The organism is Staphylococcus pasteuri (assembly GCF_030547725.1).
Classification (GTDB): domain Bacteria; phylum Bacillota; class Bacilli; order Staphylococcales; family Staphylococcaceae; genus Staphylococcus; species Staphylococcus pasteuri.
Map to the genome: position 1 here is coordinate 134478 of NZ_JAUOQO010000002.1, position 16351 is coordinate 150828.

A 16351-nucleotide genomic window follows, 5' to 3' on the forward strand; every position below is an offset into this window, starting at 1 on the left:
TCCTTTAAAGGTCTAATAAAACTAGTGTTAATTCAATATCAATTCATCATAATATAGACAAATACGTTGACCATTTACATTTTCAACTTTGACATCCATTTCATATAATTCTCTTAATACATTGCTTTGAATAACAGTTTGATTACTACCAGAACGAACAAGTTCACCATTTTTTAAAGCAATAATATTATCTGAATAACAGGATGCAAAATTAATATCATGTAATACAATAACGATTGTTTTATTTAATGTTTTTGCTAATGTACGCAAAGTTTGCATAATTTGTACTGAATGTTTCATATCTAGATTATTTAGTGGTTCATCTAATAAAATGTATTCAGTATTTTGTGCGATCGTCATCGCTATATAAGCGCGTTGACGTTGTCCTCCTGACAATGTTTTGATATTTCTATCCTTTATTTCATTTAACTGTAATAAATCTAAGGCATATTGTACTTGTTCTTTATCTTCTTGTTTTAAGTGTCCTTTGCAATAAGGAAATCTTCCAAAATTAACTAATTGTTCAACAGTAATATTCATTTCAGTATGATTAGTTTGTTTTAATATTGAAATTTTTTTAGCTAATTCATCTGTTTTGTAATCATCCATATACTTATCTTCAATTTTGACAGTGCCACTATCAATCTGAATCAACTTTGTGATTGTTGATAATAAAGTACTTTTTCCTGCACCGTTTGGACCAATAAGTGATGTGATTTTTCCTTTTTCAATATCAACATTAATATCTTTTAAAATTTTCTTCTTCTGAATGGATTTATTTAAACTTTGAATTTGGATCAATTGGCATTTCTCCCTCTAACTAATAAGTATATAAAGTAACTTCCACCTATAAGGTCAATAATTATACTTACTTCAGTAGTCGCTTCAAAAAGATGTTCAACAACCCATTGCGCTATAAATAAACTTATCCAACTAAAACATAATGTAGCAGGTAGTATATATTTATGCTCATAAGTCTTGATAAATTCATGTGCTAAATTGACAGTTAATAGTCCTAAAAATGTAATTGGACCTACTAAAGCTGTTGAAACAGATACTAAAATAGCAACAACAATGAGAAATAATCTTGTTACTTTTTCATAATTGACGCCTAAATTAATTGCTTGTTCTCTACCGAGCAATAAGACATCTAAATATGGAAGTGAGATAATAGTAATGACGATTAACACGGCTAATACGATAGCTGAAAATCCAACAAGTTTTGAATTAGAAGCGTCAAAGTTAGCAAACATTGTACTTTGAACAGCTAAAAATGATTCTGGATCCATAACTAATTGGATAAAACCTGTAATACTTCTAAAAAATGTTCCAAGTACGACACCAACTAAAAGTATGAAATAAACAGAAAAATGGCCTATTTTAAATAAAACTTGGAATAAGAAAAGCGCAAATAATACCATTGCTAATAATGTAATGACAAAATTAATATAAACATTAGTAACTAATGTGGATTGAGTTCCTAATATAAAAACAGGTAAAATTTTCACAAATAAGTATACGGAATCAAGACCAATGATTGATGGTGTCAGTAACCGATTTGTCGTAATAGCTTGGAAAATAACAACGGAAGTACCTATAGCACCGCCAACTAAAATAATTAATATGAATTTTCTTAAACGACTTTGGATTTGATAATCAAATATTTCAAAATCAATACCTAACAATAAATATAAAACACCTATAATTAGTGTGATTAAGGTTAGTAACAATACTTTCTTATTGTGTTTAGTTAGCATAATTACCCCTACCTTTCATCAATAAGATAAGGAATATAATAGTTCCAAACACACCTATAGTTAAACCGATGTTAATTTCGTATGGGTACACGATTAGTCGACCTATAATGTCTGAAAACAGCACAAAGACAGCACCTAACATCATTGTATGAGGTAAAGCATGTTTTAAATGGTCTCCTCTATAAATTGAAATGATATTAGGAACAATTAACCCTAGAAATGGTAATGTACCAACAGTGACAACAACAAGCGCAGTAATTGTTGCAGTTATAAATAAAGCGATGTTAATTATTTTTTCATAGTTAACTCCTAAGTTATGGCTGAAGTCTTTGCCCATACCCGCAATCGTAAAATGGTTCGCAAATATATATGTAATTATTAAAAACGGAATACTTAAATATAATACTTCGTAACGACCACTAGTAATAATGGCAAAATTACCATTCAACCAATTACCTATGCTTTGAACTGCATTTGTACGTAACGCAATAAATGTCGTAAAACTAGAAACTATGCCACCAAGCATAATACCTAACAACGGAATAAAGATGACATCTTTCACCTTAATAAGTTGAACTAATTTAACAAAGAAATAAGTTCCAACTACACTGCATATAACAGCAAAAATTAATTTGATAAGTATATGTCCTTTAGGAAAGAAAATTAAAGATAATAAAATACCTAATTTTGCCCATTCCATCGTACCTGCTGTCGTTGGACTTACAAATTTATTTTGCATCATTTGTTGCATAATTAAACCAGCGATACCCAATGTACTACCTGATATGAGAATACTAACTGTTCGAGGAATACGACTCGATAAAATAATATTTAATTGGTCGCTATTAAGATGGAAAATATCAGTAATCGATATTTGGCTAACACCAACAAATAAAGAAAGAACCGTAAACGCAACGAGAAAGATGAGTAAAACATATCCCTTAAGTAAAAACTTCATAACACTTTCTCCTTGAATAGAAATTCTTATTATTTCTGACGATAATGATAATCGTTATCATTTAAAATGTTACAGAATTTATTGGTAATATTCAATAGGTTTTCGAAAAATATTGCTGTAAATTTGATTAATTTTAATATTTAAGTTAAAAACATAAAAAAAGTCTTAATTTTAATCTCATAGCGATTAAAATTAAGACTGTTTATTATTTATTTCTCGTCATCGAATATAAAATCTTCATCTCTTAAAGCTTCAACATTTAGAGCCAGTGTATAACCGTCACCTTTTACAGAGAAGAAATCATGATTTTTAGTTGTAGTGTCTAAGGCATTTTCAATAATAGGGTTGAATTCACGTTCTTCAAAATATGGTTCAAAACCAAGATTTGATAATGCTTTATTACCATTATATTTAACGTAATTCAGTACATCTTCTGCTAATCCAATGTCATCATATAATAGATGTGTATATGATACTTCATTATCATATAACTCTTTTAATAATTTATACATTTCTTGATCAGCTCGTTGCTTTTCACTTTCAGAAAGTTCATTTCTTAAGCTTTGTGCATCTAGTCCAGTAAAGACACCATGAATAGATTCATCCAATAATATTTTACGAATAATTTCTCCAGATGTTGTCATCTTTCCTTGACCAGCTAGATATAGTGGATAGTAAAAACCTGAATAGAATAAAAATGTTTCTAAGAAAACACTTGATACTCTAGCAATGTACTGGTCGAAAATGGAAGCTTCTTTACCCCATAATTTATGATAGTTTTCGATGATTTTATCTGATTTATATTTTAAATGAGGTTCTTCAATAACCCACGTATCTAATAAATAGTTTGTTTCACTAGAAGGTAATAATGTAGTGAAAATATGAGAATAACTTTTAGCATGAATTTGTTCCATCATTGCCATAAATGAATATACTGCTTTTTTTCTTAAATCAGTAGTATGAAGCATTATTAATGGCATACCATCGTCTGCTTGGTGTGTGTCTAAACCTGTTAAACCTGCTAACGCTTTTTTAAATGTATTCTTTTCAGCTTCAGATAACGTTTTCCAACTTGCGATATCCTTTGATACTTTAAATTCTGTTTCTACCCACATTTGAGATATATTTTGACGCCAAAACATATTAGTCATATCTTCTTGGGTATTCCAATTGACGGCCTTCATGAATAATAATCCTCCTATCCTTTAATTAAGGTGACAGATAACCACTAACTTTCAATTAAACTACCTAATCCCTTATTAAGGTTATGTATTAACAGAGGTCGGGACAAAAGCGCTTAGGATTTGAGCAGAACCAGACGATGAGCAAAATTGTTTCTCAAATTTTGTCGAATCGTGTGAGTTTGCCCAACTTGCATTACTTGTAGAATTTCTTTGTGAAATTCTCTGTGTTGGGTCCCTTCTGCCGAAAATCCTGCTTTTGGGACGCCGTTAATCAGTTTCCCAGAGCACAAAGACTTTATGTCTCAACCACTTTTCTTTATTCTTTTAGATACTCTAAATCATAAATTCAATTAGATTAAGCTTAATGTTCTATTATATTTGTTTATGATTTTAGATAGCACAACTTGTACATTCTTCTACACTTAATAATTTATTACGAGTATAGTATAGAGATTTCAAACCTTTATGATGCGCATATACATATAATCTAGAAAGTTCTCGAGTAGAAATTTCTGAATTAACATATAGAATTGTTGAAATACCTTGGTCAACATGAGTTTGAATAGTTGATACCAAATCAATTAATTTCATTTGATCAGTGTTAAATGCTGATTTGTAATACCACATTGTTTCTGGTGATAAAAATGGCATTGGATAAAACGTTTCTGCATTACCATAAGTACGTCTTTCAATTTGGTCAACAATAGGCATCACTGAACTTGTAGCATTTTGCACATATGAAATACTTTGAGTTGGTGCAATAGCTAATCGATATGCGTGATATAAACCATATTGTTCAACGTCTTTTTGTAGTGCTTTCCAATCTTCAGCAGTTGGGATATCTAATCCTTCGAATAATTCACGTACCTTTTCAAATTGTGGTTCAAATTCTTGAGATGTGTAGAATTCGAAATATTTTCCATTTGCATAGTCAGATTTCTCAAAATCAAGATATTTTTCTCCACGTTCTTTAGCAATTTGCATAGAACGTTCAATAGAATAATAATTCATCATCATAAAGAAGATATTAGCAAAATCTTTAGCTTCTTCTGATTCATAACCTATTTTATTTTTAGCTAAGTAACCGTGTAAATTCATAACTCCTAGACCAACAGAATGTAACTCACTGTTTGCTTTTTTAACACCAGGTGCGTTTTGAATATTAGCTTCATCACTAACCACAGTCAATGCATCCATACCAGTATGAACTGAGTCTCTGAATTTTCCAGATTCCATTACATTAACAATATTTAATGATCCTAGGTTACATGAAATATCTCTTTTAATGTCATCTTCAGTGCCGTAATCATTTATTACAGATGTTTCTTGTAATTGGAAAATTTCAGTACATAAGTTACTCATTTTAATTTGACCAATATTAGAATTAGCATGTACTTTATTCGCATTATCTTTAAACATTAAATAAGGATAACCTGATTGTAATTGTGTTTGTGCAATCGTATTTAACATTTCACGAGCATCTTTTTTCTTTTTCTCAACGTTTGGATTTGCAACCATGTCGTCATAATATTTATCTAAATCGATGTCATCTAAAGTCACACCATATTCCTGTTTTACAGTATGTGGCGCAAACATATAGAAGTCTTTACCTTCTTTAGCTAAATCAAAGAATTTAGAAGGGACAATTAAACCAGTTGAAATAGTAGATAAGCGTAAATCTTCATCAGCATTTACCTTTTTAGTATCTAAAAATTCTTCAACATCATAATGGAAGATGTTTAAATAAACTGCGCCTGCACCAGGTCTTTGTCCTAATTGGTCAGCATAACTAAATCCACCTTCTAAAGATTTAGCAACAGGTAATACACCTTTAGCTACACCTTTAATACCTTTGATTGCTTCACCACGTGCACGTAATTTTGATAAATTGATAGCAACGCCGCCACCAATTTTACTTAGTTGTTTCGCAGTTGAATCAATAAAGTTAATAGAATTTAAACTATCATCTACTTCTAATAAGAAACATGACACTAATTCTCCACGTCGTGCTCTACCAGCATTTAAAAACGTTGGTGTTGCTGGTTGGTAACGTTGTTCAACCATGGATGAAATAAATTGTTTCGCTTGGTTTTTATCACCATTAGCTAAGTACATTGATACGATAGCAACGTGTTGATTATAATCTTCTAAAAATTGTTGTTTATCATTGGTTTTAAGTGCATAGTCTTTATAAAATTTACTTGCTGACATATAACTTGCGAATTGGAAATTAATTGATTTCGCATATTCTGTAATTTCAATTAAATCTGCCTCATTATATTTTTCAAAGATATTGAAATAAAAGTTATTGTCTACAAGATAATGTAATCTTTCGATTTCGCTATCGAAATAAATTGTTTTATCGTGGATTTCTTCCAAGTATACTTTAAGTGACTCTTGGTCTTTTTCTAAATTAAAAAAACCATTATCTTTTCTTTTTGTAACTTCGTTATTTAATTCAATATGATTGTACTTCTTCTCGTCCATAGTTTTCATTAAAATTACCCACCTTGTTTTTAAATTCGATAACGTCTTTGTTTGTTCCCTGCACTTCAAACTTCATTAACAACGGAATATCATATTTTTCAGATATAGTACGCCCTGCTTTAGCAAAGTTCTGACCCCAGTTTCTATTTCCACTTGCAGCCACGGCCTTAATATTTGAATGATTAACATCTAAAAAAGCCTGAACCTGTTGAGGAACCTCACCAAACCCTATGGTTCCTGTAACTAAAATGTAGGGTTCATTAATAGTTTCTGTACAGTTGTCAGATGTAATTTCCATCGCATTTTCGATTTCAGCACGTTTAATGAATCGACGTACATTGCCTGAAAATGAAAAATATACTACTTTCATTGGATCGCCTTCTTTCACCAATTTAAAAAAATTAAAAAAGAAGTTCTCCTTTATTGTTAAGGAAAGCTTCCTACAAAACATTGTGTTGTAGAATGAAATGAGTCACTAAACGAAACGTTTATAAAAACTATATGACCTTATATTAATATGTGATTTTATTTTTCAAACCACAAGATATAGTGGTTAGTTTCGAATTTAGATCTATATAGTATAATTAAACATTTTGTGCCTAAACACTGTTAATAAGAGTTTTTTCTTAAATTATCAGTGTCATTTTGCATTTATAATAAGATTATTCATTTTATTAGTACCGTTTCAAAACACAATATATTGTGTCTGTTTATTAATATCGGTACTATATTCTGTGTTTCATTATACATAATAGCTATACTTATTTAAAGTTAAAGTTTTATGTCTAATGTTCGTCTTTTCTTTTGAACATGCACCACTACACCATTAGTCTTACCTCAATAAAAATAAAAAAATTTTTCAGTTAAAATCACTTGCTTTTTTAAAGAAAATATACATAACCATCATTCCAATACATTAACGAAAATCCTATCATTACAACGTATACAACCTATAAAGCAATAGAATTGAATTGCAATCGTTTTCAGTTATATACAATTTTTTAGGGATATTAAAAATGTTTAATGCCATCAATCAAAGCAAACTTTACAGAACGTATGTTCGTATTGATATTGTATAATCTTTGTTCCAAAATATCAAGTCTTTTATGCATAACCCTATCATTTATGCTACTATAGTAACGTTAAATTTTTATAAATGAGGCGATAGTATTGAATCCTAAAATTAAAGGTATTATTGCAATCCTAATTTCTGCAGTAGGCTTTAGCTTTATGTCTGTATTTTTCAGATTAGCAGGTGATTTACCTGTTTTTCAAAAGTCTTTAGCCAGAAATTTAGTTGCTATGTTTATACCATTATTCTTCATATATAAATATAAGCAGCCTATGTTCGGAAAGTTAAGTAGTCAACCATTACTTATTTCAAGATCCGCACTTGGATTGATTGGCGTATTGTTCAATATATACGCAATTGACCATATGGTGCTCAGTGATGCTGATACTTTAATGAAGCTCAATCCTTTTTGGACAATCTTATTCAGTTTGATTTTCTTAAATGAAAAAATTCGTAAATATCAAATTACAGCGATGGTTGTAGCAATATTAGGGATGCTATTAATAGTAAAACCTGAATTTTCTTCTTCAATCATACCATCACTTATTGGACTATTCTCAGGTATCTTTGCCGCTTCAGCCTACACTTGTGTACGTGCTTTAAGTACTAGAGAAGCACCTTATACTATTGTTTTTTATTTCTCTTTATTTTCTGTAGTAGTACTTATACCATTTACAATATTTACTTATGAGCCAATGAGTAATTTACAGTTACTATATTTATTTGGAGCTGGATTATCAGCTGCAGTAGGTCAAATTGGTATCACATTAGCTTATAGTTTCGCAGCAGCTAAAGATATTTCTATATTTACTTATGCTTCTATTATATTTACGGCATTGTTCGGATTCATTTTATTCGGAGAATCACCTGATGTATTAGCTACACTTGGATATGTCGTAATTATTGGCGCAAGTTATTATATGTTTGAAAAAGCTAGACGAGAATCAAACGCAACTCAACAACAATCTAAATCTTAATTAAAGGAGTGATTCTTTTGGCACAAGGACGTCAAAAAGATGAATTACAAGATATTACATTACTAGGCAATCAAAATAATACTTACGATTTTGATTATAGACCTGATGTTTTAGAAACTTTTGAGAATAAACACCAAGGCAGAGATTACTTTGTTAAATTTAATTGTCCAGAATTCACATCTCTTTGCCCTATTACTGGTCAACCTGACTTTGCTACAATTTATATTTCATATATTCCTAACATCAAAATGGTAGAATCTAAATCATTAAAATTATATTTATTTAGTTTTAGAAACCACGGAGACTTTCATGAGGATTGTATGAATATTATTATGAATGATTTAATTGATTTGATGGATCCCCATTACATTGAAGTATGGGGTAAATTCACACCTCGTGGCGGTATTTCAATTGATCCATATACAAATTATGGTCGTCCAAATTCAAAATATGAACAAATGGCTGAACATAGAATGATGAACCATGATATGTATCCAGAAAATGTAGACAATCGTTAATACCTTAATTATTTTATTGTTAAAACTTTAGTACTTTGAAATGTCCTCGCAAGATGTTTCATTTAGTGCTAAAGTTTTTTATTTAATTTTCAAAAAACTCTTGCACTTTATTGAGTTAAAGCGTATTTTATATAGTACTAGTACTAAATCTTAAGAAGTTAATGATTAATTACTTTGTATGAATTATACATAAAATAATCACAAGTAAATTGACTGAATTTTCTTTTTTATAATTTTTTGAATATTATTGCAACTTCTTAATTTCAATAGTACAATTTTTAAAAACGACTTAACGTTAGCGTTACGGGAAAAGAAAGGATGGGATAAATATATGAAAGCCAATAATTCCCATGAACAAGCAATACAAGAAATACCACAAACAGGATTCTTCGGGCATCCAAGAGGATTGGGTGTATTATTTTTCGTAGAATTTTGGGAGAGATTTAGTTATTACGGCATGCGTGCAATGCTCTTATTCTATATGTACTACTCAGTTGCTAATCATGGATTAGGAATTGATAGAACGACTGCGATGTCTATTATGTCTGTTTACGGTGCTTTAATTTACATGTCTTGTATTCCAGGTGGTTGGATTGCTGACAGAATTACAGGTACTAGAGGTGCGACACTAATTGGTGCTGTGCTCATTATTATCGGACATATTTGCTTAAGCTTACCATTCTCAATGGTTGGTTTATTCGCATCAATGTTTTTCATCATTATAGGTTCAGGTATGATGAAACCAAATATCTCTAATATAGTTGGTAGATTATATACTAAAGATGACACTCGTATGGATGCTGGATTTGTAATTTTCTATATGTCAGTTAACTTCGGTGCTTTAATTTCACCAATTATCTTGCAACAATTTTTAGATGTTAAAAACTTCCACGGTGGTTTCTTAATTGCAGCTATCGGTATGGCACTTGGGTTAGTATGGTATATATTATTTAATCGTAAAAATTTAGGTCGTGTTGGTATGTCTCCAACAAACCCACTTTCACCTTCAGAAAAGAAAAAATATTCTGCTATTGTAGGTGCTATCGTAGCAATTATCATCATTGTATTAATCGTTACATATATGACTAATACATTATCATTCGATTTAGTAAGTAATACTGTTTTAGTATTAGGTATTGTATTACCAATTTCTTATTTCACAGTTATGATTCGTAGTAAAGATGTCACTGAGGTCGAACGTTCAAGAACTAAAGCATTTATACCATTATTTATTTTAGGTATGGTATTCTGGGCTATCCAAGAGCAAGGATCAAACGTATTAAACATTTATGGTATTGAACATTCAGATATGAAATTGAATCTTTTAGGATGGAAAACAAACTTCGGAGAAACTATTTTCCAATCTATTAATCCATTATTCATCTTATTATTTGCACCAGTCATTTCAATGATTTGGCAAAAATTAGGTAAACGTCAACCAAGTCTACCTATTAAATTTGTCATTGGTGCTGGATTAGCTGGTTTTTCATATATCTTAATGGGATTAATCGGTAACTTATATGGAAGTGCGCATTTCTCAGTAAACTGGGTTATTCTGTCTTACATCATTTGTGTAATCGGTGAATTATGTTTATCACCAACTGGTAACAGTGCGGCAGTTAAGTTAGCACCAAAAGCATTCAATGCTCAAATGATGAGTTTATGGTTATTAACTAATGCTTCTGCTCAAGCATTTAATGGTACTTTGGTAAAACTCATTGATCCATTAGGTCAAACGAACTACTTCATTTTCCTAGGTACTTCAGCTATAGTCATTACTTTAATTATTTTAGCCTTCTCACCAAAAATTGTTAAAGCAATGAGAGGTATTAGATAATTTAAACAATATTTGCTATAAGTCGAAATAATTCGGCTTATAGCTTTTTTAGTTTATAATGAAAAATGCTATAAATTTACCATTATTGCCCATCAATTTAGGGTATTGAAATATATTAATAAGAACTTAAGGAAAGTAGGTATGTATAATGACAAATAAATATAATCATGGTGTGTTATTTTATCATGAACATAGCGGCTTAAAAGATATCTACCAAGGTTTAGGTGAAGTAACAAAGTCTTTAAGTTCTATGTGTAAACATTTTTCAATTCAATTAAGCGAAAATGAAGGTGACATTAAACGTTACTGCCAATCAATTAAAGATGGTCATTATGGAAACCAAATAGATGTACTGTTTATTTTAGGTGGCGATGGTACTGTAAATGAATTAATCAATGGTGTTATGGAAAATGATTTAGATTTACCTATTGGTATCATCCCTGGAGGAACATTCAATGATTTCACTAAAACACTAAATCTTAACCCAAATCATACGCTAGCTAGCCAACAGTTGTTATCTTCACATATTCAAACTTACGATGTTATTAAAGTAAATGATATGTATGCTCTAAATTTTGTTGGTTTAGGCTTAATTGTTCAAAATGCTGAAAATGTTCAAGATGGTTCTAAAGATATCTTCGGAAAACTAAGTTATATTGGTTCAACAGTAAAAACTTTAATGGATCCTAGCAAATTTGATTTTAATTTAAATATAGATGGCAAAGAAAAAACTGGAAATACATCAATGATTTTAGTAGCAAATGGTCCAAATATTGGTGGTAGTAGAATTCCTTTAACTGATCTATCTCCTCAAGATGGCAAACTCAATACATTTATCTTTGATGATCAAAGTTTTAGCATACTTAATGATATTTTCAAAAAACGTGACAGTATGAACTGGAATGAAATTACACAAGGGATCGATCATATTTCAGGTCAGAAAATCAAACTATCAACTGAACCTACTATGAAAATTGATATCGATGGTGAAATTGCCTTAGAAACACCTATTGAACTTGAAGTATTACCTGATGCAATCAAATTACTCACATTCCCTAACCAAAATAATAATCAATAATATGCTTTCTAATATAAAATAAAACAGGAAATGGCTCCCATTCATAAAAAAATGAATATATGCCACTTCCTGTTTTTTATTTTTCATTTAAGAATAAATCTTCTACTTCTTTCCAACCATTTACACGACGGTAATCATCATTATTAACATTGTGAACTGCAGTATACATAATTGATTCACCCTCAAATATAGCAAGTTGTCTAGGATTGTCATCGATTAAATAATCTGCATTTATAATATTTTTACGTCCACAAAATACAAAATGTTGAGGGTCTAAGAATGGAAAATGTTCTAATAACCATTCATATTTATCATGAAATGATGTCGGTACATCCATAGCTGCAGTTGCTATATAAACATCATATTGTTGGTTTAATTTTTCAACTACTTCTTGTGCATTTGGCATCACTTTTAAATGTCGGAAGAATCCTGGTTCTCTAAGTATTTCAGTCACTAAACCATCATGCTCTGGAATAACATGTTTTAATTTTTGACCATTTAAAGATTCTACAGTAATACCTAGATTAGCTCTTTCATTAACTGCATCAATAATCGCACCTAACGTATCAGCCAACACTTCATCCATATCTATTGCAATTTTCTTACGAGACATTAAATCTACTCCTCAAATGTAATGTATTTCTAAAGTATAGCAAATGCATGTTCCAGACAAAAGGTTTTACTGTTATGACATTTCATCTTTTTAGTAATCAAATTGCTGTAAAACTTCAATCATTTTATCATTTTGTTCTGGGAATCCTATCGTAATTCTAACACCGTTAGGAAACAGTCTGGTGATACAACCTACATTTAATAAAGCTTCATATAGTTCTTTACTTTTAGATGTTTTAACAAACACAAAGTTAGTTTGACTCGGTAAAAAATGTTCACTTTGAGGTATTTGATAGAACTTTTGACGTTCAAAGGCATTTTTTTGAGTTATATCTTTTAAATAAGCTTGATCATTTAAAGCCGCTACAGCTGCATATTCAGATAAACGTGTCACATTAAATGGTGGTCTAATTATATTCCATTTTTCAATAGCTTCATTAGTGGCTACTACGTAACCTACGCGTAATCCTGCTAAACCATATGCTTTTGAAAATGTTCTTAATAAAAATGCATTATCAAACGTTTCCTGTAATTTTAGCGTATCAGGAAAATCATCCGTAGTGACAAATTCAAAATAAGCTTCATCAATAAGTACTGGTATATGGCTAGGTACTCTTGTTAAAAAGCTATAAAGTTCATCGTGAGTGAAATATGTACCTGTCGGGTTATTAGGATTACATAGCCATACAAGTGATGTATCATTGTCTACTTCATCTAAAATACCTTCTAAATCAAAGGCGCCATTTTTTAAAGGTACTTGTACTACTGATGCAGCTTCTACAATTGCATTGTGATAGTATTGACCAAATGTTGCTTCACTAGTAACAATTTTATCTCCTGGTGTTAGGATTGCTCTTGAAATCATTAATATCACTTCGTCTAAACCAGCACCAAATAATACTCGTGATTCATCTACACCAAGATGCTTACTAATTGCTTCCCTAAGTAAGGGTGAACCTGTTTCAGGATAATAATGCAATTCATTTAAATGTTTGGTTATAGCATCTTTAACACTCGGAGAAGGACCATATAAACTTTCATTTGAGGCTAATTTAAATAGATCTCCTTTAATTCCATAGGTTTCTTTAAGTGCCCTAGGAGATAAACCTGGTTGGTATGCAGATAGTTGATCAAGTTGTTTTTTCATAATCTCGTTGCCTCCTTAAATTGACTGAAATTTCAAAATCTTATTGTTAATTATATACAAATAGAATGTCATAAATCAAACTATGTACGATTGTTTGCCCTTTTCAATTCAAAAAACGTATCTTGATCATTAATTAAAAAACCTTAACGTCAACATGTATTACATGTTAGCGTTAAGGTTTTACTTAAGTTATGCTTATTTTTTCAAAAGTCCTTCTTTTTCTAAATAATCTTTAGCTACTTGATAAGGATCTTTTTTCTTCACTGTTACTTTATAGTTCATTTCTTGCATATCTTCATCAGAAATTTTTCCAGCTAGTTTGTTAAGTGGTTTTTTCACTTCTGGATGATCTTTTAAGAATTTTTCTTTAAACATTGGTGCACCTTGGTATGGTGGGAATACATGTTTATCATCTTTTAACACGACCATATCATATTGTTTTAATTCGGCATCTGTAGAATATGCATCAATTAAATTGATGTCTCCTTTATTCACTGCTGTATAACGTAGTTTAGGTTCCATTGTTTTCACATTAGATATGTTTAGTCCATAAGATTTTTTAACAGCTTTAAAACCATCTGGTCTATCATTAAATTCTAAAGTAAATCCTGGCTTCAATTGATCTTCTACTTTAGATAAGTCACCAATTGTTTTAATGTTATGTTTCTTAGCAAAATCACGTTTGACTGCTAAGGCATAAGTATTATTATATTTCATTGGTTTCAGCATAGTCATATCAAATTTTTTCTCAAGACTTTGTTTAGCTTGTTGATATACTTGTGGTTCTTTTTTAGATTTTAAATCCTCTTTCGTCAATTCACCTAAAACAGTACCTGTAAATTCTAAATAACCATCGATATCATCTGATTTTAAAGCATTAAATAAGAAGGCTGTCTTGCCCATGCCATCTTTTACTTCAACTGTATCATCCGTATCTTGTTCAATTAAAATTTTATACATGTTTGTAATAACAGAAGGTTCTGAACCTAATTTTCCTGCAAGCGTAATTTTATCGCCTTTTTGAGCAAATAGCGGTGCTATAATTGCAATCATAATAATAACAACCATTGTACCTAAAACAATCATTAGCTTTTTGTACGATAACTTTTCCATAAATCTTAATACAACATCAAATAAAATGGCTAATAATGCTGCCGGAATCGCACCTATTAAAATTAATGACGCATCATTACGGTCTATCCCTAGTAAAATTAAGTCACCTAGGCCACCAGCACCAATTAATGCTGCTAACGTTGCTGTACCGATAATTAATACCATAGCAGTTCTAATCCCTGCCATAATCACTGGCATTGCAATGGGAAGTTCCACCTTCGTTAAGCGTCTTATAGGTTTCATACCAATACCTTTAGCCGCTTCAACTAATGATGGGTCTACTTCATTTATACCAGTATATGTATTACGTAAAATTGGTAGAAGCGCATATACAACAAGTGCGATAATAGCTGGTACTCTTCCTATTCCGAATAATGGAATCATTAAACCTAATAATGCGAGTGAAGGAATAGTTTGCAATACAGCAGCAATATTCATTACTATCTCTGATGTCTTTTTAGTTTTAGTTAATAAAATACCTAATGGTACTGCTATAATAGTAGCAATTAATAATGCAATAAACGAAATTTGAATATGTTCAATAATCGTTGAGAGTAACTGTCCTTTACGTTCACCTAAAGTTTGCCAAAATTCATGCATTATCGTTACCCTCCTTTGTTACAGACAAATACTCAAACACGTCTTCTCTCTTTAACAAGTTTTTTTGTTGTGATTGTTCATCAACAACTATAACAGCTTCATTAGCTATCAATGTTTGATAAATATCCTCTAAATATTGCTGATTACTTATTTCAGGATAATTATTCATTACTGAAACTTCATCTATTGGACGATCAATACTCAATTCTTTTAATTGCACTTTGGATTTATGTCTATTTAAATGGTTACCCATAAATTGTTTTACAAATTCACTTTGTGGTTGTTGCTGAAAACCTAAAGGTGTATCAATTTGTTCAACATGACCATCATTTAGTAAGCAAATACGATCTCCCAATTTCATTGCTTCTTGAATGTCATGTGTTACAAATACAATCGTCTTTTTGATTTTTGTTTGTAGCTCAATTAAGTCATCTTGGAGCTTTTCTCTACTAATTGGATCTAACGCACTAAATGGTTCATCCATAATAATAACCGGTGGATCTGCTGCTAATGCACGTACTACACCAACACGTTGTCGTTGTCCACCTGACAGTTCATCTGGCATTCTATTTTTATAAGTTTCCGGTTCTAATCCAATCATTTTTAATAATTCATCAACTCTTGCATCGATATCTTTATCTTTCCATTTCTTCATTTGAGGTACTTGAGCTATATTCTCTTTAATAGTCATATGTGGAAATAATGCAATCTGTTGTAACACATACCCAATATCCCATCTCATTTCATATACAGGATAATCACTGATGGGTTTATTATTAAAATAAATATATCCTTCACTTAACGGTATTAATCGGTTAATCATTTTTAAAGTCGTCGTTTTCCCACAACCTGAAGGTCCAATTAATACGAAAAATTCTCCTTCTTTTATATTAAAACTCACATCATCTACAGCTACATGATTGCCGTATCGTTTCGTTACGTTCTTAAATTCAATCACAACTTCACCTTCTTTAATCTAACCTAATAGACATTTTCGTTTACTATACCCTT

General features: G+C 30.7%; 14 protein-coding genes. 4 read left to right on the forward strand and 10 right to left on the reverse strand.

The annotated features are described in order from the left end of the window. Positions 1-27 precede the first annotated feature (27 nt). The 6 genes from Q4528_RS02780 to nrdI form a co-directional block, all read right to left on the reverse strand. Positions 28-801: an iron ABC transporter ATP-binding protein gene (locus tag Q4528_RS02780; protein WP_046466457.1), complete on the reverse strand. Its 774-nt coding sequence runs from the start codon at positions 799-801 to the stop codon at positions 28-30. Further along, positions 798-1757, reverse strand: a complete 960-nt coding sequence (locus Q4528_RS02785; RefSeq protein ID WP_017637111.1) for an iron chelate uptake ABC transporter family permease subunit — start codon at positions 1755-1757, stop codon at positions 798-800. The genes Q4528_RS02780 and Q4528_RS02785 overlap by 4 nt, the downstream gene beginning before the upstream one ends. Then, positions 1747-2715 carry an ABC transporter permease gene (locus tag Q4528_RS02790; RefSeq protein ID WP_017637112.1) on the reverse strand — a complete coding sequence of 323 codons (969 nt, stop codon included), beginning with the start codon at positions 2713-2715 and terminating at the stop codon, positions 1747-1749. The genes Q4528_RS02785 and Q4528_RS02790 overlap by 11 nt, the downstream gene beginning before the upstream one ends. Before the next feature lie 209 nt (positions 2716-2924). Then, a complete protein-coding gene (gene nrdF, locus Q4528_RS02795; protein ID WP_002450939.1) occupies positions 2925-3899 on the reverse strand; it encodes a class 1b ribonucleoside-diphosphate reductase subunit beta in 975 nt (324 codons plus the stop codon). Between the two features lie 390 nt (positions 3900-4289). After that, positions 4290-6395, reverse strand: coding sequence for a class 1b ribonucleoside-diphosphate reductase subunit alpha (nrdE, locus tag Q4528_RS02800; RefSeq protein ID WP_303520452.1), 2106 nt, complete (start codon positions 6393-6395; stop codon positions 4290-4292). Then, entirely contained in the window at positions 6358-6756 is a 399-nt protein-coding gene (nrdI, locus tag Q4528_RS02805) for a class Ib ribonucleoside-diphosphate reductase assembly flavoprotein NrdI (protein WP_026083473.1), read from the reverse strand. The genes nrdE and nrdI overlap by 38 nt, the downstream gene beginning before the upstream one ends. Positions 6757-7556: 800 nt before the next feature. Here nrdI and Q4528_RS02810 point away from each other — a divergent pair. From Q4528_RS02810 to Q4528_RS02825, 4 genes are all read left to right on the forward strand, one after another. Beyond that, positions 7557-8435 (forward strand): DMT family transporter, encoded by an 879-nt coding sequence (locus tag Q4528_RS02810; RefSeq protein ID WP_046466454.1) that lies wholly within the window; start codon positions 7557-7559, stop codon positions 8433-8435. Between the two features lie 17 nt (positions 8436-8452). Further along, a complete protein-coding gene (gene queF, locus Q4528_RS02815) occupies positions 8453-8953 on the forward strand; it encodes a preQ(1) synthase (RefSeq protein WP_017636674.1) in 501 nt (166 codons plus the stop codon). Between the two features lie 331 nt (positions 8954-9284). Next, positions 9285-10790: a peptide MFS transporter gene (locus Q4528_RS02820; protein WP_017636673.1), complete on the forward strand. Its 1506-nt coding sequence runs from the start codon at positions 9285-9287 to the stop codon at positions 10788-10790. Positions 10791-10938: 148 nt separating this feature from the next. Then, complete coding sequence (locus Q4528_RS02825; RefSeq protein ID WP_017636672.1) at positions 10939-11868, forward strand: diacylglycerol/lipid kinase family protein; 930 nt, start codon at positions 10939-10941, stop codon at positions 11866-11868. Positions 11869-11944: 76 nt separating this feature from the next. On the opposite strand, the gene Q4528_RS02830 is transcribed toward Q4528_RS02825, so the two are convergent. The 4 genes from Q4528_RS02830 to Q4528_RS02845 form a co-directional block, all read right to left on the reverse strand. Next, positions 11945-12481: a 5' nucleotidase, NT5C type gene (locus Q4528_RS02830; protein ID WP_029056470.1), complete on the reverse strand. Its 537-nt coding sequence runs from the start codon at positions 12479-12481 to the stop codon at positions 11945-11947. Positions 12482-12571: 90 nt separating this feature from the next. Further along, positions 12572-13627, reverse strand: coding sequence for a histidinol-phosphate transaminase (hisC, locus tag Q4528_RS02835; RefSeq protein ID WP_303520458.1), 1056 nt, complete (start codon positions 13625-13627; stop codon positions 12572-12574). 195 nt (positions 13628-13822) lie between these two features. Then, a complete protein-coding gene (locus Q4528_RS02840) occupies positions 13823-15340 on the reverse strand; it encodes an ABC transporter permease/substrate-binding protein (RefSeq protein WP_017636669.1) in 1518 nt (505 codons plus the stop codon). After that, positions 15333-16298 carry an ABC transporter ATP-binding protein gene (locus Q4528_RS02845; RefSeq protein ID WP_303520460.1) on the reverse strand — a complete coding sequence of 322 codons (966 nt, stop codon included), beginning with the start codon at positions 16296-16298 and terminating at the stop codon, positions 15333-15335. Before Q4528_RS02845 ends, Q4528_RS02840 begins: the two co-directional genes overlap by 8 nt. Positions 16299-16351 lie beyond the last annotated feature (53 nt).